The organism is Nocardia amamiensis NBRC 102102, from assembly GCF_001612745.1.
Taxonomy (GTDB): Bacteria; Actinomycetota; Actinomycetes; order Mycobacteriales; family Mycobacteriaceae; genus Nocardia; species Nocardia amamiensis.
Genome location: NZ_BDBA01000215.1, coordinates 1 through 19,869, shown reverse-complemented (window position 1 = coordinate 19,869; position 19,869 = coordinate 1). Strand labels below are relative to the sequence as shown.

16 protein-coding genes are annotated in these 19,869 nt (G+C 69.6%); 14 read left to right on the top strand and 2 right to left on the bottom strand.

What is annotated here, in order from left to right; genetic code table 11:
- The 11 genes from NA4_RS31340 to NA4_RS31290 form a co-directional block, all read left to right on the top strand.
- On the top strand, positions 1-672 hold a 672-nt coding region (locus NA4_RS31340), incomplete at its 5' end, for a dihydroorotase (RefSeq protein ID WP_157129404.1).
- 78 nt (positions 673-750) lie between these two features.
- Complete coding sequence (locus tag NA4_RS31335; RefSeq protein ID WP_067478341.1) at positions 751-1,272, top strand: PH-like domain-containing protein; 522 nt, start codon at positions 751-753, stop codon at positions 1,270-1,272.
- Positions 1,269-2,381, top strand: a complete 1,113-nt coding sequence (gene carA, locus NA4_RS31330; protein WP_067478338.1) for a glutamine-hydrolyzing carbamoyl-phosphate synthase small subunit — start codon at positions 1,269-1,271, stop codon at positions 2,379-2,381. The genes NA4_RS31335 and carA overlap by 4 nt, the downstream gene beginning before the upstream one ends.
- Positions 2,381-5,689: a carbamoyl-phosphate synthase large subunit gene (carB, locus tag NA4_RS31325; RefSeq protein ID WP_067478335.1), complete on the top strand. Its 3,309-nt coding sequence runs from the start codon at positions 2,381-2,383 to the stop codon at positions 5,687-5,689. Before carA ends, carB begins: the two co-directional genes overlap by 1 nt.
- 22 nt (positions 5,690-5,711) lie before the next feature.
- The gene (pyrF, locus tag NA4_RS31320) at positions 5,712-6,536 is read left to right on the top strand and encodes an orotidine-5'-phosphate decarboxylase (protein ID WP_067478350.1); all 825 of its coding nucleotides are present in this window, start codon (positions 5,712-5,714) and stop codon (positions 6,534-6,536) included.
- 566 nt (positions 6,537-7,102) lie between these two features.
- Positions 7,103-7,423, top strand: coding sequence for an integration host factor, actinobacterial type (mihF, locus tag NA4_RS31315; RefSeq protein WP_028476708.1), 321 nt, complete (start codon positions 7,103-7,105; stop codon positions 7,421-7,423).
- 8 nt (positions 7,424-7,431) lie between these two features.
- Entirely contained in the window at positions 7,432-8,016 is a 585-nt protein-coding gene (gmk, locus tag NA4_RS31310; protein WP_067478332.1) for a guanylate kinase, read from the top strand.
- Between the two features lie 105 nt (positions 8,017-8,121).
- On the top strand, positions 8,122-8,403 hold the full coding sequence (gene rpoZ / locus NA4_RS31305) for a DNA-directed RNA polymerase subunit omega (RefSeq protein WP_067478329.1): 282 nt from the start codon (positions 8,122-8,124) through the stop codon (positions 8,401-8,403).
- Positions 8,404-8,549: 146 nt separating this feature from the next.
- Entirely contained in the window at positions 8,550-9,773 is a 1,224-nt protein-coding gene (gene coaBC / locus NA4_RS31300; RefSeq protein WP_067478326.1) for a bifunctional phosphopantothenoylcysteine decarboxylase/phosphopantothenate--cysteine ligase CoaBC, read from the top strand.
- A 232-nt stretch (positions 9,774-10,005) separates the two neighbouring features.
- The gene (metK, locus tag NA4_RS31295; RefSeq protein ID WP_084497632.1) at positions 10,006-11,217 is read left to right on the top strand and encodes a methionine adenosyltransferase; all 1,212 of its coding nucleotides are present in this window, start codon (positions 10,006-10,008) and stop codon (positions 11,215-11,217) included.
- A gap of 93 nt (positions 11,218-11,310) precedes the next feature.
- Complete coding sequence (locus NA4_RS31290; protein WP_507763406.1) at positions 11,311-13,728, top strand: primosomal protein N'; 2,418 nt, start codon at positions 11,311-11,313, stop codon at positions 13,726-13,728.
- Between the two features lie 107 nt (positions 13,729-13,835).
- Here NA4_RS31290 and NA4_RS31285 read toward each other — a convergent pair whose 3' ends face one another.
- A complete protein-coding gene (locus NA4_RS31285; RefSeq protein ID WP_067478323.1) occupies positions 13,836-14,681 on the bottom strand; it encodes an SDR family oxidoreductase in 846 nt (281 codons plus the stop codon).
- A 75-nt stretch (positions 14,682-14,756) separates the two neighbouring features.
- On the opposite strand from NA4_RS31285, the gene NA4_RS31280 reads away from it, so the two are divergent.
- From NA4_RS31280 to NA4_RS31270, 3 genes are all read left to right on the top strand, one after another.
- On the top strand, positions 14,757-15,338 hold the full coding sequence (locus NA4_RS31280; RefSeq protein ID WP_067478320.1) for a TetR/AcrR family transcriptional regulator: 582 nt from the start codon (positions 14,757-14,759) through the stop codon (positions 15,336-15,338).
- Between the two features lie 224 nt (positions 15,339-15,562).
- Positions 15,563-16,213 carry a PadR family transcriptional regulator gene (locus tag NA4_RS31275; protein ID WP_067478317.1) on the top strand — a complete coding sequence of 217 codons (651 nt, stop codon included), beginning with the start codon at positions 15,563-15,565 and terminating at the stop codon, positions 16,211-16,213.
- Between the two features lie 60 nt (positions 16,214-16,273).
- Positions 16,274-17,281 (top strand): esterase/lipase family protein, encoded by a 1,008-nt coding sequence (locus NA4_RS31270; protein WP_067478314.1) that lies wholly within the window; start codon positions 16,274-16,276, stop codon positions 17,279-17,281.
- Here the strand turns inward: NA4_RS31270 and NA4_RS31265 are convergent.
- A partial coding sequence (locus NA4_RS31265) for a cation-translocating P-type ATPase (protein WP_157129403.1) occupies positions 17,262-19,869 on the bottom strand: 2,608 nt, incomplete at its 5' end. The genes NA4_RS31270 and NA4_RS31265 overlap by 20 nt on opposite strands.

Here is a 19,869-nt window from a genome sequence, read left to right as displayed (position 1 = left end):
GTCGCGCGGGACGCCCTGCTGGCGCGTGACGCGGACGCCAGGGTGCACATCTGCCACGCCTCCACCGCGGGCACCGTGGAACTGGTGAAGTGGGCGAAGTCCCAGGGCATCTCGCTCACCGCCGAGGTCACCCCGCACCACCTACTGCTCGACGATTCCCGGCTGGAGACCTACGACGCGGTCAACAAGGTCAACCCGCCGCTACGCGAAGCCTCCGACGCCGCCGCGCTGCGGCAGGCGCTGGCCGACGGGGTCATCGACTGCGTCGCCACCGACCATGCCCCGCACGCGGAGCAGGACAAGTGCTGCGAGTTCGCCGCGGCCCGCCCCGGCATGCTGGGCCTGGAGACCGCGCTGTCGATCATCGTGCGGACCATGGTGGAGCCGGGCCTGCTGGACTGGCGCGGTGTCGCTCGCGTGATGAGCGAGCGTCCGGCCGAGATCGTCGGCCTCGACGACCACGGCAGGCCGCTCGAGGTGGGGGAACCGGCGAACCTGACGCTGGTCGACCCGACCGCGAGCTGGACGGTGCGTGGCAGCGAGCTCGCCAGCATCTCGCACAACACGCCGTTCGAGGCGATGACCCTCCCGGCGCGGGTGACGGCGACCCTGCTGCGCGGCCGGATCACCGCCCGCGACGGCAAGGCGGTGCGCGGCCATGCGGAGGCGTAGATGAGCCCGGAGGCGGTAGCGGAGTGTGGCCACGCAGGGCTCCGGGAGCTCCGCAAATTCGATACAGGAGGTCCGTAGGTGGAAAGAACGCTCTGGGTTCTCGGGCTGCTCGTCCTGTTCGTGCTGTGCCTGTGGCTGATGTACCGAGGCTGGCGCAACCGTGCGGCGCGTCAGGCCGAGCGGATCGGCGTCCTGCCCGCCGTGCCCGCCGAACTCGGTGCGCAGGTTCTGGAACCGACCACCGGCCTCTACCTGGGCAGCACCATCGCGCCCAGCTGGCAGGACCGGATCACGGTGGGCGACTTGGGGTTCCGGGCCACTGCGGAGCTCACGCGGTTCGAACGGGGGATTCTGCTCGAACGCGACGGCGCGACGGTGATCTGGATTCCGCAGGAATCCATCACCGCGGTGCGCACCGAACGCGGCCATGCGGGCAAAGTGATGACGGAAGATGGTGTGCTGGTCATTCGCTGGAAGCTGCCGACCGGAACCGAGATCGATACCGGTTTCCGTGGCGACGACAAGTCGGTCTACCCGGCGTGGCGGCGGCTTTCGACGGCGGATCAGAGCGGGACGATGACGGGAGATGACGAGGGATGACGCCAGAAGCAGCACTCGTGCTGGAGGATGGCCGGGTGTTTCGCGGCCAGGCCTACGGCGCCGTGGGCCAGACGCTCGGTGAGGCGGTGTTCTGCACTGCGATGACCGGGTATCAGGAGACCCTCACCGACCCGTCCTACCACCGCCAGATCGTGGTGGCCGCCGCGCCGCAGATCGGCAACACCGGTTGGAACGACGAGGACGACGAGTCCGCGAAGATCTGGGTCGCCGGATACGCGGTGCGCGACCCCGCGCGACGCGCATCCAACTGGCGCGCCACGACGACCCTGCCCGAAGAGCTGGAACGCCAGCGGATCGTCGGCATCGCGGGTATCGACACCCGCGCGCTGGTGCGCCACCTGCGCACCCGTGGCTCGATGAAGGCGGGCATCTTCTCCGGTGCCGCGCTCGCCACCGCCGACGAACTGGTGGCCAGGGTGAACGGCCAGCCGTCGATGCTGGGCGCTGACCTGGCCGGCGAGGTGAGCACCGACGCGCTCTACACGATCGAGCCGGACGGCGAGCACCGGCACACCGTCGTCGCGGTGGATCTCGGTATCAAGACCAACACCCCGCGCATGTTCGCCCAGCGCGGCATGCGGGTGCATGTGGTGTCGTCGGCCACGACGCTGGACCAGATCCTCGAGCTGAAGCCCGACGGCGTCTTCCTGTCCAACGGCCCCGGCGACCCGGCCACCGCCGACGGCGCGGTCGAGCTGACCCGCGGCGTGCTGGCGAAGGGCCTGCCCCTGTTCGGCATCTGCTTCGGCAACCAGATCCTCGGTCGCGCGCTCGGCCGCGACACCTACAAGATGAAGTTCGGGCACCGCGGGATCAACATCCCGGTGGTGGAGCACGAGACCGGCCGGATCTCGATCACCGCGCAGAACCACGGGTTCGCGCTGGAGGGCGAGCAGGGCGAGCGGTTCGACACCCCCTTCGGCACGGCCGAAGTCAGTCACGTCTGCGCCAACGACGGCACGGTCGAGGGCGTCCGGCTTGTCGACGGCCGCGCTTTCTCCGTGCAGTACCACCCGGAGGCCGCCGCCGGACCCCACGACGCCGCATATCTGTTCGACCGTTTCGCCGGTCTCATGGAAGGAGCCTGATGCCTCGCCGCGAGGATCTCGAGCACATCCTGGTGATCGGTTCTGGCCCGATCGTCATCGGCCAGGCGTGCGAATTCGACTACTCCGGCACCCAGGCGTGCCGGGTGCTGCGGGCCGAGGGCCTGCGCGTGTCGCTGGTCAACTCGAACCCGGCGACGATCATGACCGACCCGGAGTTCGCCGACGCGACCTACGTCGAGCCGATCACGCCGGAGTTCGTGGAGAAGGTGATCGCGAAGGAGCGTCCCGACGCCATCCTGGCCACCCTCGGCGGGCAGACCGCGCTGAACACCGCGGTCGCGCTGCACGAGCGCGGTGTGCTGGCGAAGTACGGCGTCGAGCTGATCGGCGCCGACTTCGACGCCATCCAGCGCGGCGAGGACCGGCAGAAGTTCAAGGACATCGTGGCCAAGGTGGGCGGGGAGAGCGCGCGCTCGCGCGTCTGCTTCACCATGGACGAGGTCCGCGAGACGGTCGCCGAACTGGGCTTCCCCGTGGTGGTGCGCCCGTCGTTCACCATGGGCGGGCTCGGCTCCGGCATGGCCTACAACGACGCCGACCTCGACCGCATCGCGGGCGGCGGCCTGGCCGCCTCGCCCACGGCGAACGTCCTCATCGAGGAGTCCATCCTCGGCTGGAAGGAATACGAGCTCGAGCTGATGCGTGACGGTCGCGACAACGTCGTGGTGGTCTGCTCGATCGAGAACGTCGACCCGATGGGTGTGCACACCGGTGACTCGGTCACCGTCGCCCCGGCCATGACGCTCACCGACCGCGAGTACCAGAAGCTGCGTGACCTCGGCATCGCCATCCTGCGCGAGGTCGGCGTCGACACCGGCGGTTGCAATATCCAGTTCGCGGTGAACCCGCGCGACGGCCGCCTGATCGTCATCGAGATGAACCCGCGCGTCTCGCGATCCTCCGCGCTGGCGTCCAAGGCGACCGGCTTCCCGATCGCGAAGATCGCCGCCAAGCTGGCCATCGGCTACACGCTCGACGAGATCGTCAACGACATCACCAAGGAAACCCCGGCCTGCTTCGAGCCGACCCTGGACTATGTGGTCGTCAAGGCGCCGCGGTTCGCGTTCGAGAAGTTCCCCGGCGCCGACGCCACGCTGACCACCACCATGAAGTCGGTGGGCGAGGCGATGTCGCTCGGCCGCAACTTCGCCGAGGCGCTGGGCAAGGTGCTGCGTTCGCTGGAGACCAAGGCCGCCGGGTTCTGGACCCAGGACGACGGCGAGTGGACCGACGTCGAGGCGATCCTGGAGGATCTGCGCACCCCGACCGAGGGCCGCATCTACCAGGTCGAACGGGCGCTGCGCCGGGGCGCGAGCATCGACGACGTCGCCGCCGCCTCCGGTATCGACCCGTGGTTCGTCGCGGAAGTCGCCGGTCTGGTCGAGCTGCGTCGGGAGATTCTCGACGCTCCCGTGCTGGACGAGCCGCTGCTGCGCCGGGCCAAGCACTACGGCCTGTCCGATCGGCAGCTGGCCGCGCTGCGTCCGGAGCTGGCCGGGGAGAGCGGCGTGCGCGCCCTGCGGCACCGGCTCGGCATCCGCCCGGTCTTCAAGACCGTCGACACCTGCGCCGCCGAGTTCGAGGCCAAGACGCCCTACCACTACTCGGCCTACGAGCTCGACCCCGCCGCCGAGTCCGAGGTCGCGCCCCAGCGCGAACGCGAGAAGGTGATCATCCTCGGGTCCGGTCCGAACCGGATCGGTCAAGGCATCGAGTTCGACTACTCGTGCGTGCACGCGGCGCAGACGCTGTCGCAGGCCGGGTACGAGACGGTGATGGTCAACTGCAACCCCGAGACCGTCTCCACCGACTACGACACCGCCGACCGTCTCTACTTCGAGCCGCTGACCTTCGAGGACGTGCTCGAGGTCTACCACGCCGAACGTGAGTCCGGCACCGTTGCCGGCGTCATCGTGCAGCTGGGCGGGCAGACCCCGCTCGGTCTCGCGCAGCGGCTCACCGAGGCGGGCGTGCCGGTGGTCGGTACCAGCGCGGCCGCCATCGACCTGGCCGAGGACCGCGGCGAGTTCGGTGACGTGCTGGTCGGGGCCGGGCTGCCCGCGCCGAAGTACGGCACGGCGACCACCTTCGCGCAAGCCAGGAAGATCGCCTCGGATATCGGCTACCCGGTGCTGGTGCGCCCGTCCTACGTGCTCGGCGGGCGCGGTATGGAGATCGTCTACGACGAGCAGTCCCTGGAGGGCTACATCTCGCGCGCGACCGAGCTCAGCCCCGAGCATCCGGTGCTGGTGGATCGGTTCCTGGAGGACGCGATCGAGATCGATGTCGACGCGCTGTGCGACGGCGAGGAGGTCTACCTCGGCGGCGTGATGGAGCACATCGAGGAGGCAGGTATCCACTCCGGCGACTCGGCCTGCGCGCTGCCGCCGATCACGCTGGGCCGCAGCGACATCGAGGCGGTGCGCCGTTCCACCGTCGCGCTGGCCAAGGGCATCGGCGTCAAGGGCCTGCTGAACGTGCAGTACGCGCTCAAGGACGACGTGCTCTACGTGCTGGAGGCCAATCCGCGGGCCAGCCGGACGGTTCCGTTCGTGTCCAAGGCCACCGCGGTGCCGCTGGCCAAGGCCGCCGCCCGGATCACGCTCGGCGCCACCATCGCCGAGCTGCGCAAAGAGGGCATGCTGCCGACCGAGGGCGACGGCGGCCACGTCGCGCTGGACGCGCCGGTCGCGGTCAAGGAGGCCGTGCTGCCGTTCCACCGGTTCCGGCGCGCCGACGGCAGCGGGGTGGATTCGCTGCTCTCGCCGGAGATGAAGTCCACCGGTGAGGTGATGGGCATCGATGCCGATTTCGGCACCGCCTTCGCCAAGAGCCAGACCGCCGCCTACGGCTCGCTGCCCACCGAGGGCACCGTGTTCGTCTCGATCGCCAACCGGGACAAGCGCGCGATGGTCTTCCCGGTGAAGCGCCTGCACGATCTCGGCTTCCGCATTCTCGCCACCGAGGGAACGGCGGAGATGTTGCGGCGCAACGGCATTCCGTGCGAGCGGGTGCGCAAGCATTCCGAAGCGGGCCCGGCCGAGGAGCCGACCATCGTGGAGCAGATCCGCGACGGCGAGATCGACATGGTGTTCAACACCCCCTACGGCAACTCCGGTCCCCGCGTGGACGGTTACGAGATCCGCAGCGCGGCGGTCGGGGTGAACATCCCGTGCATCACCACCGTGCAGGGCGCGGCGGCCGCCGTGCAGGGCATCGAGGCCAGCATCAACGGTGGGATCGGCGTGCGCTCCCTGCAGGAACTGCACTCGGTGCTGCGTGGCTGAGCTGCTGGACGGAGCGGGCGACATGAAGACCTTCGGCGGCCGGCTGCGGCACGCGATGCGGCGGTTCGGCCCCGTATGCGTCGGCATCGACCCGCATCCGGAACTGCTGCGGTCCTGGGGCCTCACCGAGGACGTGGACGGCCTCGAACAGTTCGCCGAGATCTGCGTGGAGGCCTTCGACGGCCTGGTGGCGCTGATCAAACCGCAGGTCGCGTTCTTCGAGGCCTACGGTTCCGGCGGGATCGCCGTGCTGGAGCGGACCATCGAGGTGTTGCGTGCCTCGGGGACCCTGGTGCTCGCCGACGCCAAACGCGGCGACATCGGCTCGACCATGGACGCCTATGCCCGCACCTGGCTGGCCGACGGTCCCCTCGGGTCGGACGCCGTCACGGTGTCGCCGTATCTGGGATTCGGATCGCTGGCGCCGGCATTGACCCTCGCCGAGGCCAACCAGCGTGGCGTCTTCGTGCTGGCGGCCACGTCGAATCCCGAAGGAGCGCAGGTGCAGCGTGCGGTCGGGACGGACGCCCGGACGGTCGCGCAGATGATGGTCGACGAGGCAGCGGCCCGCAACGCGGGCGGCGAGTTCGGGTCGGTGGGCGTGGTGGTCGGCGCCACGCTGACCGAGGCGCCGGATCTGTCCGCGCTCAACGGCCCGATCCTCATGCCCGGTGTCGGCGCCCAGGGCGGTGGCCCGGAGACCATCGGTGACCTGGTCCCCGAGCCGATGCTGGGAGCCGTCGTCCCGAATGTCTCGCGCGAGGTGCTGCGGGACGGGCCATCCGTCCCGGCACTGCGTGCCAGAGTGCACGCGCTCCAGGACGCCTTCGCGTTCCTGCAGAAATGACCACGTAGACCGGCGCACCGCGCCGGTCTACGTCGTTTCCGCGGCTGTGCGTGCAGGTGCACGCGCACAGGCGGCCCGTAGCGGGGTCTGTGCGCGCTTCTGCGTCGGTTTCGGGGCTGGTCGGTGTTCCCCGATCGTCCATTGCCCTGGAACGGCGTACAGGCCCATATGCGCGGGCACTGGATGCCGTTTCCTCGGGCTTCGGTGCGGGAGTGTGACGCCCGACACGCGCAAAGAACCCGCGACACGCGGAGAATTTCGAGAAAGTTCCTGGTCGGGCGGGTGAGGGGTTGCTGGAGCGGTGCCGCCCCGTGTCGCAACCCTTCCGCAAACCGTTCGGTATGTTGAAAAAGCCCAGCTGGCGGGCTATTTCGCGGATTCGGCGGTACGATCCGGATGGTGGCGCCGGCGTGCAGCCCGAGGCGGACCTGGTGTCTGCACCGGATCCGGAATCATGCGCTGACCTGGGGGGTGGGTTCGCAATCGGCGGACGTCGTGGGTACGGTCGCTGAGACTGCCGGGTTACCGGCAGGAGTTGATGCAATGAACGATGAGACGGAGGAACCGTGGCCCTTCCCCAGCTGACTGACGAGCAGCGCGCCGCTGCTTTGGAGAAGGCGGCTGCCGCTCGCCGCGCTCGGGCGGAGCTCAAGGAGCGCTTGAAGCGTGGCGGCACCAACCTGAAGCAGGTCCTCACCGACGCCGAGACCGACGAGATCCTCGGCAAGATGAAGGTGTCGGCGCTGCTGGAGGCCCTGCCGAAGGTGGGCAAGGTCAAGGCGGCGGAAATCATGAGCGAGCTGGAGATCGCCCCCACCCGGCGGCTGCGCGGACTCGGCGACCGGCAGCGCAAGGCGTTGCTGGCCCGGTTCGACTTCGACGCCTGACGACGAGGGTGACCGAACACACGCGGAAGGGTCGACTGGTCGTACTGGTCGGCCCCTCGGCCGTGGGCAAGTCCACCGTGGTCCGCTGCGTCCGCGAGCGACTGCCCGAACTGGTCTTCAGCGTGTCGGCAACGACCCGGGCCGCGCGGCCCGGGGAGGTCGACGGCCTCGACTATCGCTTCGTCTCCCGTGCGGAGTTCGACGCGATGATCGAGGCGGGCGAACTGCTCGAGTGGGCGGACATCCACGGCGGGTTGCAGCGTTCGGGCACCCCCGCCGGGCCGGTCCGCGCCGCGTTGGCGGAGGGCCTTCCGGTACTCGTGGAAGTGGATCTGGAAGGCGCGCGGTCGGTGCGCCGGGCGATCCCCGACGCGATCCTGGTATTCCTCGCACCGCCGAGCTGGGAGGAGTTGGTGGCGCGGCTGACCTCGCGCGGCACCGAGTCGCCCGAGGTGATCGAGCGCCGGTTGGAAACGGCCAGGATCGAGCTCGCGGCGTGTGACGAGTTCGACATCGTCATCGTGAACGACGACGTGACCAGCGCCTGTGAGCAGTTGGTATCGTTGTTCGTTAGCACGAATTCGAGTTCGTAACCCCAAAACCTGCGCATCAGTGATCAGGGCCCGCCGGAAGGCAGCGTGCGCAACCACGCCCGGTCCCTCGCTCATGCGACATCCACGACACCAGGAGTCCCCCTAGTGAGCAGTACGGACATCAAGACCGCGCCCGCCTACGACACGCCGGTCGGCCTCACCAATCCGCCGATCGACGAGTTGCTCGAGCGCACCTCGTCCAAGTACGCCCTGGTCATCTACGCGGCCAAGCGTGCCCGGCAGATCAACGACTACTACAACCAGCTGGGCGACGGCATCCTCGAGTACGTCGGCCCGCTGGTCGAGCCGGGCCTGCAGGAGAAGCCGCTGTCGGTCGCGCTGCGCGAGATCCACTCCGACCTGCTCGAGCACTCCGAAGGCGAGTGAGCGCCACCTGGTGCTCGGCGCATGAGCCCGCAGTATCGAACTCCCCGCACGGGCGGGGATGATCCCCCTCTCTCAGGAGGCGCAGTGACCACGCGGATCGGCGTCCATCTCCCCGCGCACGCGGGGATCAGCCAGCCGGAGGCGTAGTGACCACACGGATCGTCGTCGGCGTTTCCGGAGGGATCGCCGCCTACAAGGCGTGCTCTCTGGTCCGACGCTTCACCGAGACCGGACATGAGGTCCGGGTGATTCCCACCGAGTCGGCGCTGCAGTTCGTCGGCAAGGCGACCTTCGAGGCACTGTCCGGCAACCCGGTGCATACTGGCGTGTTCGCCGACGTGCCCGAGGTCCCGCACGTTCGGCTGGGCCAGGAGGCGGACCTGGTGGTCATCGCTCCGGCGACCGCCGACCTCATGGCCCGCGCCGCGACCGGTCGCGCCGACGACCTGCTCACCGCCACATTGCTGACGGCCCGATGTCCGATCCTGTTCGCGCCCGCGATGCACACGGAGATGTGGGAGCATCCGGCGACCGTCGCGAACGTCGCGACGCTGCGCGCCCGCGGTGCGATCGTCATGGAACCCGCGTCGGGCCGGCTCACCGGCACCGACACCGGTCCGGGACGGCTGCCGGAGCCCGAGGAGATCTTCGGCCTCGCGTCGCTGCTCCTGGAGCGTGCCGACGCGATCCCGCGGGATCTGGTCGGCCGCAGAGTCGTCATCACGGCGGGCGGCACCAGAGAACCGCTGGATCCGGTGCGATTCCTCGGTAACCGCAGCTCGGGAAAGCAGGGCTACGCGCTCGCGCGGGTCGCTGCCCAGCGCGGCGCCCACGTCACGCTGATCGCGGGCAACACGATCGAGATGGCCGCACCCGCCGCCGTCGATCTGGTGCACATCACCACCGCTGATCAGTTGAAGACCGCCGTCGACAAGCACGCGGTCGGCGCCGACGCGGTGATCATGGCCGCGGCCGTCGCCGATTTCCGGCCCACCAACGTGGCCGCGGCGAAGATCAAGAAGGGCGCGGGCGAGCCCGACGTCATCCCGCTGACCAAGACCGTCGACATCCTCGCCGGGCTGGTGCAGGCGCGGCGGGACGGTCAGTTGCCCGGCACGGCGATCGTCGGCTTCGCCGCCGAGACCGGTGACGAGCACGGCGACGTCCTCACCCACGCGCGGGCCAAGCTCGCGCGCAAGGGCTGTGACCTGCTGGTGGTCAACGCGGTCGGCGAAGGCAAGGCGTTCGAGGTGGACACCAACGACGGCTGGCTGCTGGGTGCGGACGGCACCGAGCAGGCGCTCGATCACGGCTCGAAGGCGTTGCTCGCGAGCCGGGTGCTCGACGCGCTGAGTGTGTTGTTGCGCTGAGCCGGGCCGCGCACCTGCCAGGATTGCCAGCTGATCGGCGGGTTGTTCACCGCGCCGTCAGGTCGTCGGCGCCGCCGCGACACCGAGAGTTCAGCCGTCCGGGATGACTGGGCGTTGGGGTCCGTCGCGTCGGTGGTTTGGAATAGTCTGAGATATAAGGGTTGCGCAGAAGCGACACCGCGTTACTGTCGCAAGCCGATACGAGTAACCCGTTGAGGGAGAGGGAAGAACTGTGCGCACGTCCGGCAGTCGGCTTTTCACCAGTGAGTCCGTGACCGAAGGTCATCCGGACAAAATCTGTGATGCCATCAGCGATTCCATCCTCGACGCGTTACTCGCGGAAGATCCGCGCAGCCGGGTCGCGGTGGAAACTATGGTCACCACCGGCCAGGTCCATGTCGCGGGTGAGGTCACCACGTCCGCGTACGCCGATATTCCGCGAATTGTCCGGGAAAAGGTTCTGGAAATCGGATACGACTCTTCCGCAAAGGGATTCGACGGGAATTCTTGCGGTGTGAATATCGCGATCGGCGCGCAGTCGCCGGATATCGCGCAGGGTGTGGACACCTCGCACGAGGCGCGCGTCGGCGGCTCCGACGACGAGGTCGAGCGGCAGGGCGCCGGTGACCAGGGCCTCATGTTCGGTTACGCCACCAAGGACACCCCCGAACTGATGCCGCTGCCGATCGCGCTCGCGCACCGCCTGTCGCGCCGGCTGACCGAGGTGCGCAAGTCCGGCGTGCTGCCCTACCTGCGTCCGGACGGCAAGACCCAGGTCACCATCGAGTACGACGGCGACCGCCCGGTCCGGCTCGATACGGTGGTCATCTCCACCCAGCACGCCGCCGACATCGACCTGGACAACCTGCTCGCGCCGGATATCCGCGAGAAGGTCGTCGACACGGTGCTCGCCGAACTGGCCGTGCCCAGCCTGGACACCTCGGACATCCGCCTGCTGGTCAACCCGACCGGCAAGTTCGTGCTCGGCGGTCCGATGGGCGACGCGGGCCTGACCGGCCGGAAGATCATCGTCGACACCTACGGCGGCATGGCCCGCCACGGCGGTGGCGCCTTCTCCGGCAAGGACCCGTCGAAGGTGGACCGTTCGGCCGCGTACGCCATGCGCTGGGTCGCGAAGAACGTGGTCGCGGCCGACCTGGCCGACCGCGTCGAGGTCCAGGTGGCCTATGCGATCGGCAAGGCCGCCCCGGTCGGCCTGTTCGTCGAGACTTTCGGTACCGAGAAGGTCGATCCGGCGCGCATCTCCACCGCGATCACGGAGGTGTTCGACTTGCGTCCCGGCGCGATCATCCGGGACCTGGACCTGCTGCGCCCGATCTACGCGCCGACCGCCGCGTACGGCCACTTCGGCCGCACCGACATCGACCTGCCGTGGGAGCACACCGATCGCGCGGACAAGCTGCGCGCCGCCATCGGCCTCTGACCCGACCGGGCAGGAGTGAACGAACCCGCGGCGGACGCCTCCGCCACCTCGGCGGACCGTCCGGCCGCGGGCTCCGCAGCCGTATCGCGGCCGATTGCCCGAGTGCTTCCACTGCTGGCACCGGCGCACCTGGACCGCGACTTCGACTACCTGGTGCCCCCCGAGCTGGACGAACTCGCCCAGCCCGGGGTGCGGGTGCGGGTCCGTTTCGCGGGTCGTCTCGTCGACGGCTATCTGCTCGCGCGGCTCGCCGACAGCGACCACGAAGGCAAGCTGGTCACACTCGAACGCGTTGTCTCCGGCGAGCGCGTCCTGACGCCGGAGATCCTCGAACTGGCCACCGCGGTGGCCGCGCGCTATGCGGGCACCCGCGCCGATGTCCTGCGCTTGGCCATTCCGCCTCGCCATGCTCGCACCGAATCCGGCGGGACGAAGAAATCCGCCGACTCCGCTGCGGCACAAGTCGTTTCGATCGCCTCCAGTGATCTCACCACTGCCCGTGCGGTCGGAGACGAGGCCGACGGCGAGTTCACTGCGGAAACGGGTTGCGCACCAACATCTTCGGCGGAGCTGGGCCAGGTGACCGGAGTGTCCGTAGCGAAGCCGAGCATGTCTCCGGATTCCGCTGAGGCACAAGGTGAATCGGCGGCATCGGCCGACGTGGAGCATGACTCGGGTGGGCCGAACACCGGATCTGCCGGGTCGGCCGAACCGGGCGAGTCTCGTTCCGCGAGTTCGAAGGCCGGTGAACAGCACCATCCGGTGGAGTCGTCGAGTGCGGACGGGTCTTCGGAGGTGCCGAGCCCGGTCGCCGGCATGACCGGCGAGCAGCGCGACGCCGTCATCGAAGATTTGTCGTCGCGGCCACGAGCGCAGTCGGGTGTCGACGTGGATATCGCGCCCTGGGAGCGATATGTCCACGGCGCGGCGTTCGTCGCCGCGCTTGCGCAACGCAAAGGGGCGCGCGCCGCCTGGCAGGCGCTCCCGGGCGAAGACTGGGCGCGGCGGTTGGCCGAACTCGCGGCTGTGGTGGCCGGGCAAGGCCGCAGCGCGATCATCATGGTTCCCGATCAACGCGATCTCGACCGGGTGCTGACCGAATGTGTCCGCCTGGTGGGGGATGCGGCGGTCGGCCTGGCGGCGGGTCTGGGCCCCGCGGCCAGATATCGGCGCTGGCTCGCCGTCCTGCGCGGTTCGGCGCGCGTGGTGGTCGGCACGCGCAGCGCGGTATTCGCACCGGCGAGGGACCTCGGCCTGATCGCACTCTGGGACGACGGCGACGACACCTACGCCGAACAACGCGCACCGTATCCGCACGCGCGCGAGGTGGCGATGCTGCGGGCGCACGAGACCGGGGCGGCGTTCGTGGCGGCCGGATTCGCGCGGACCGCGGAAATCCAGGCGGTGGTCGATTCCGGCTGGGCACACGATCTGGTCGCCGACCGGGCCGTTCTGCGGAAGACCGCGCCGCGGATCAGCGCTCCGGGCGACAGCGACATCGCGCTGGAACGCGATCCGGTGGCGCGCGCGGTCCGGATTCCCGGCGTGGCGTTCGCAGCAGCCCGCGCTGCGCTGAAGGAGGGGACGCCGGTGCTGGTTCAGGTACCGCGTCGCGGTTACATTCCTGCCCTGGCCTGTGCGAAATGCCGTACACCCGCCCGGTGCAGGCACTGCAGCGGGCCGCTTGCCCTGCCGGAAGCGCGCGGACGGCGCGGACCGTCGACGGAGTCCAGCGCGGCGGCCCAGAGTCCGGCCTGCCGCTGGTGTGGGATCACCGAAGCCGCGTTCCGCTGTACCGCGTGCGGATCGCGCGCGTTGCGCGCCGTGGTGATCGGCGCGGCCCGCACGGCGGAAGAACTCGGCCGTGCGTTCCCCGGCGTGCCCATCCGAGGTTCGGGCGGCGGCGCGATGCTCGACACCGTGGAACCGGGACCGCAGGTCGTCGTGGCGACGGTGGGCGCCGAACCCGTGGTTCCCGGCGGTTATGGCGTCGCGCTGCTGCTCGACGGATGGGCCTTGCTCAGCCGCGCCGATCTGCGGGCCGCCGAGGACACGCTGCGCCGCTGGATGGGCGCCGCCGCACTGGTTCGCCCGCACGGCCAGGTCATCGTGATGGCCGAACCCTCGATCCCCACCGTGCAGGCGCTGGTCAGGTGGGACCCGGTGGGCGCAGCCCGTGCCGAGGTCGCCGCCCGCACCGAGGTCGGCTTCCCGCCCGCGGTCCGCCTCGCCGCGATCGACGGTACCGCCGAAACCATCGCCGAACTGCTCGCCGCGGCCGACCTCTCCGCCACGGTCGACCGGCTCGGCCCGGTGCCGCTTCCGGACGGCGCTCGCAAACCCTTCTCCTCCGGCGATTCCCCCGCCGAGGTCGAACGGATGCTGCTGCGCGTCGCGCGCAGTCAGGGCGCGGCGCTGGCGAGGGCGCTGCGGGCGGCACAGGCAGTCCGCAGCACACATCGCTCCGACGCCCCACTACGTGTCCAGATCGATCCGATCGACATCGGCTGACCGGTCATCTCCGCAGCCGACCCGCGGTCGCACGCGGATCACTGCACAGACATTGCGTCACCCACCGCTGAGACCAGTTCCGTACCCAGACGCGGCCGCCGGGTCGCTCAGGCGAATGCCACCCGATTGCGTGCGGCCCAGTCGGCGTAGTCCGCGGCGGGGCGCCCGAGTACACGTGGAATGTCGGCGCTGATTCGCTGTTCGGCGGGTGTCGGCTCACCGAGGATGGTCAGCGTGTGCTCGACCACCGGCTCCGGCATGAAACGGAGCATCGCCGAATGCGCTTGCGCCCTGGTCAGTTCGACGAATCGCAGCGGCTCCCCGAGTGCCTCGCCGAGCGCCTCGGCCTGAGCCCGCGGCGTGGCGAGCGCGGGCCCGGTCAAGGTGTAGACCTGACCGGTGTGCCGATCCTCGCGCAACGCGGCCGCCGCGACCGCGGCGATATCGGCCGGGTCGACCGACGGCAATCCGATATCGCCGAATGGCGCGGCGACCAGTCGTTCGGCGCGCACCGATTCCACCCACGCGTAGGTGTTGGAGAAGAATCCCGCCGGCCGCAAGAAGGTCCATTCCAGCCCGGAATCCCGGATCGCCTGCTCGTAGGCGATCAGCCGGGCGTACCCCGCGGCTTCGGGCCGGGTCGCCACCCCTTGCGAGGACACGAAGACGATTCGCCGCACACCGCCCGCCGCGATGACTTTCAGCACCTGCTCGGGCTCCGGCCCCGCGACCAGCTGCTCGCCGCTGAGCAAGAGAAACAGCGTTTCGGCCCCGGTCACGGCAGGGGAGAGGCTGTCCGGATCGCCGAGATCGGCGCGCACTGAACGGACCCGGTCGGGCAGCGGTTGGTCCGTGCCTCGACGCGAGATGGCGGTGACCTCATCGCCTGCGTCGGCGAGCAGGCGCACGAGCGGTGCGCCGATATTTCCGGTCGCTCCGGTGACAACGATCATCTTCCACTCCTTAAGTTAGTTGACTGACTAAAAACAACGTAGCCGGTTGTGTCGGCGCTGTCTATAGTTAGTTGTGTGACTAACTCGGCTGAAGCGGTATCGAAGGCGGGCAAGCGGGAGCGGTTGGCCGCCGCCGCGGCTCAGGTATTTCACGAACAGGGTGTCGAGAAGACCACGATCGCCGACATCGCCCGGTCCGCCGAGGTTCCGGTGGGCAACGTGTACTACTACTTCAAGACGAAGGACCAGCTGGTAGAGGCTGCGATCACCGCGCAGAGGCACGGTCTCCGGGACTTGATCACCGTGTTGGAGCAGCACAACGCGCCGCAAGACCGGCTCAAGGCTTTGGTGCACAGCTGGGTCGATCAGCGCGACATAGCCGCGCGGTTCGGTTGCCCCACGGGGGCTTTGGCAGCGGAGCTGGGCAAGCGGGCCGACGGGCTCGACCGCGAGGTGGCAGCCGGGCTGCGTGAACTGATCGACTGGGCCGAGCGGCAATTCGCGGCCATGAATCGCGCGGACGCCGACGAGCTCGCGGTGGCTTTGATCGCGTCATATCAGGGCATCTCGCTGCTGACCAATACCTTTCACGAACCCGAGCTCATGCTTGCCGAGGGGCGTCGGCTGGAGCGCTGGATCGATTCGCTCGTTTCCTGAGCCCGCCGAAGGTCTGTTCACTGCTCGGTCGGGGGAGTGCGTCCGTCGCTGACGGGCGGGCGCTCGCGGTCGGCTGCGGTCGGTTCTCGTGACGGCCGGCGTTCGGTTCATCAACGCCTTCGGTGAATGCCGGGCATGGTGGCGGCGACGAGGGCTTGCGGTCGATGCATTGACGATATATCGTCGATAATATGACCAGAACACGAGAGCCCTGGGAGGCTGATATGGAACACGAACATCGAGAATTCGGAGGGCGCGGCCGCAGGCCGCTGCCTGGCCAGGAGGGTTTCGAGCACGGACGGCGATTTCGCCGTGGTGGCAGGCATGGCTTCGGGCCCGAGTTCGGGCCGGGCTTCGGCCCGGGTTTCGGACCCGGATTCGGCCCGCATTTCGGTCGCGGTCGCGGTCGCGGCGGGCGGGGCAGGCGCGGCGACGTGCGCGCTGCCGTATTGCTCCTGCTCACCGAGCGGCCGATGCACGGCTACGAACTCATCCAGCAGATCCGCGAGCGCAGTGACGATGTCTGGCGGCCCAGCCCGGGGTCGATCTACCCGGCGCTGGCGCAGTTGGAGGACGAGGGGCTGGTGCTCATCGAGAAGGTCGCCGGGCGCAAGACAGCGAAGCTGACCGAGACAGGTGTGGAGTACGTCACGGCTCATCGGGAGGAACTGGGCGATCCGTGGGCGGAGGTCAAGCAGGACGTCGGCGCGCAGGCGATGGACCTGCGCGCACTCGTCGGACAGCTGATGGGTGCGGTCGCGCAGGTCGCCGCGGCGGGCACGCCGCAGCAGGCGGCGCGTGCGGCGGAGTTGCTCACCGAGACGAGGAAGTCCCTTTACCGGATTCTGGCCGAAGACGAGACCCCCGAGAAGTAGGGGAGGCGAAACACCCCGATACAACGGGCATTTCGAGCCGATCGGAGCGATCATTGTGATATGCGACAGTCGATCGGTTTGGGAACTTGGGGTTATTCACACTTGCGGCGGGCCGTGCTGGCCTTGGCCCTCGCCGCAGCCGCCGCGCTGGGTCCCGGCGTGGCGTCGGCCGAGCCCGCCGGATTCCGCCCAGCCGACGTGCCGATACAGGCCGCGCCGCCGCAGCCCGACCACCTGGCCGCCGCGTGGTACCAGAAGAGCCACCCGAACGTCGCCCCGATGGGCACCAACGATTTCGGCTGCGTACCGAGCGCGGCGCACCCCCGGCCGGTGGTGCTCGCGCACGGAACCGACTCGTCGGCCTACTCCGACTGGTCCGCCATCGCGCCCCGCCTGGCCGGGGCAGGGTTCTGCGTGTTCGCGCTGAACTACGGGGGCAGTCCCGGCGCGGAGACCTACGGTACCGAGGACCTGGTGCTGAGCGCCCACCAGGTCGGCGCGTTCGTCGATCGGGTGCTCGCGGCGACCGGCGCGGGCAAGGTCGATCTGGTCGGGTTCTCGCAAGGCGCCAATGTGACCCGCTACTACGTCAACAAGCTCGGCGGCGCGCCCAAGATCGGGCAGTGGGTGGGGCTCGCCTCGCCGACCTATGGCGGCGTGATGTACGGGCTGGTCCCGATCGCGCAGTCGATTCCCGGTGCCCTGGACGCCTTCGCTCGGGTGACGTCGCTCGCTGCCGTGCAGCAGGCCGAGGGCTCACCGATCATGCTCGAGCTCAACGCGGGCGGCGACACCGTGCCGGGGGTGCGGTACGTAACCGTCGGCAGCCGTGTGGACGAGATGATCCAGCCGTTCGACAACATGGCGCTGCGCGGGCCGGGCGCGCGGAACATCGCCCTGCAGGATCTCTGTCCATCCGACCTCACGGGTCACTTCCACATGGTGTACGACTCGTTCGTGCAGGAGTTGTTGCTCACCCTGCTCGATCCGAGCAGTCCCGCCCCGGTGTGCAGGCCGGTTCCGCTCGGCACCGGCATCCCCGAGGTGATCATCGCCGGGAATTCGTGACGCCCGCGTGCCCGGTCGCCGATCCCGCCGGGGCGCGTGCTTCGAGAAGGTCCTGCGGCCATGGGCCGGTCGGGTCATGGCCGCCGTCCCCGCGATCGTGACGGTTGTCAGCTCGTCGAGATGGTGATTCCGGAGCCAGTCGAAGGCGGTTGTGTCCTCCGGTATCGAGTACGTCTTCAGCGCGGTGAGCGGCGATCGGCGCGGCGGCACTCGCGGCGACCGCGATGGTCCAGCCGAGCGGACCCAGCGGGCGGCAACCGAAGAAATAGCTCGTCGGAGGGAACTGGACGAGGGCGAACAGCAGTACGACCGACCCTATCCCGGCCGCAAGAACCAGCGGGTCACCGTGTGCGGCAGCGATGGTTTGCGCGAGCTGGCCGCCGACCAGGGCGGCGAATCCGACGGTCCCGGCCTGCCGGTGCGGGCATACCAGGCGCGCCGCGAGCCATCCGCCCGAGGCGGACAGGGTGGTGGCGAGCGCGCGTGTGGTCACATCCCGGTTCAGTGCCGCGCCGACCGCCGTGTCCGGCCCCTCGGTCAACAGCGCCTCGGGAGTGACCCCGCGAGGTGGCCGGGCGGCGACGATCAGCGCGGGCAGCAGATCGGTGAGCAGGTTGACCGCCAGCAGCTGTCGTGCGTTGAGTGCGGGACGCGCCGACAGCAGCGACGAGACCAGGGTGAAGACGATTTCGCCGAAATTGCCGCCTACCAGCAGTGACACGCTGTCGCGGACCGAGCGCCACAGGGCGCGGCTCTCGATCACGGCGTCGACGATGGTTTCGATGCGCTCATCGGTGACGACGATGTCGGCGGCCTGTTTCGCGGCGGGCGTACTTCTCGGGCCCAACGCGATTCCGACATCCGCGAGCCGGATCGCGGGAGCGTCGTTGGCGCCGTCGCCGGTGACCGCGACCGTCTGTCCCGCGTTCCGCAGCGCCCGCACGATCGCCACTTTGTGTGTCGGGGTCACCCGGGCGAAGACCGCCGTCTCCGCGACCAGCGCCGCCAACTCCGCCTCGCTACAGGTATCGACCTCGGCGCCGGTGATCACGCGGCCCGAGGTGCGCAGGCCGAGTTCGGCGGCGATCGCCGCGGCCGTTTGGGGGTGGTCGCCGGTGAGCATGACCGCGTCGACACCGGCGGCGCGCAGGTCGCGCACCGCCACCGCGGCAGTCGGCCGCACCGGATCGGCGAGGCACAGCAGCCCGATGAACTCCAGCCGGTCGACGCGGTCGGTGTCGAGTTCGCTTCGCTGGGAGGCCGCGCGCTCGGCGACGACCAGGACACGGAACCCTTGTTCGGCGAGCGATTCCACGGTTTCGTGCAGCTCGGCGGCATCGGCCGCGGTGAACGGACGGGTGGCGCCATCACGTCGGCGCGCGGCGCAGCGCGGCAGCACGATTTCCGGCGCGCCCTTGACACTGATCAGATGACGCCCGTTGGTGCGTCCGAGAACCGCGTGGAACCCCCGGCCGGGCTCGAACGGCAGTTCCTGCACCATGGCCCAGCCGGCCTCGCCCTCGTCGCGGGTGATTCCGGCGGTGTCGGCTCCTTCTGCCACGGCCCGATCGGTGGGGTGTGGCAGCGGCCGGCCTTCCGGATCGAGCGGCGTGGCGCGTAACGCGGCGGCCAGTGCCGCGCGGCGGCCGTCACTGAGCGCGTCCAGCGGTTCATGACGACGACCGTCACTGACCCGCCGCAGCTCGATATGCCCTGCGGTGAGTGTGCCGGTCTTGTCGAAACATACGGTGGTCACCCGCCCCAATGCCTCCAGCGTCCGCGGTGTGCGTACCAGCACATTGCGCCGGGACAGGCGCCGGGCGGCGGCCAGCTGGGCGACCGTCGCGGCGAACGGTAGTCCCTCCGGCACGGCGGCCATGGCCAGGGCGACGGCGGATGCGACGCTGGCCCCCAGCCGCCCACGCAGCACTCCCAGCCCGAGCACGGCCGCCGCGGCACCCACCGCCACCCGCATCGTAATCAGGGTCAGCGCACGCAACTGCGCCTCGACTCCGCCCGGGGCCTCCTCCGTGTCGGCCAGCGCGCCACTGCGTCCCGCTTCGGTGGCGCGGCCGAGGGCGACCACGACCGCGGTGCCGGTTCCCGCGACGACCGTGGTGCCTGCATACAGCATGCTGGCTCGCTCGGCCACCACGTCGGCCTCGACCGGAGTGGGGTCCTTCGGCACCGGCATGGATTCACCGGTGAGGCTGGACTCGTCGACTTCCAGGTGGTCTGCCTCGATCAGCCTGCAGTCGGCCGGCACGGCGTCACCGGCCAGCAGCAGGACGATGTCACCGGATACGAGTTCCGTCGCGTGCGCAACGGTCTCGCGATCGTGACGTAGGAGCCTGGCCCGCAGTGCACCCACGTCGGCGAGTCGGCGCACCGCCCGGTTCGCCGCGACCCGCTGGACCCCGCCCATCACGGCATTGCCCAGCATCACCAGGCTGACCAGGCCGGCGTCGAGTGCCGAGCCGCTGGCGGCGGAGGCGCCCGCGCCCGCGGCGAGTGGGGCGGTCAACGGGGTGTCCAGTTCGGCGATGGCCGCCCGCCACAGCCGCTCGGTTCGCTCGTCGGCAGCGGAG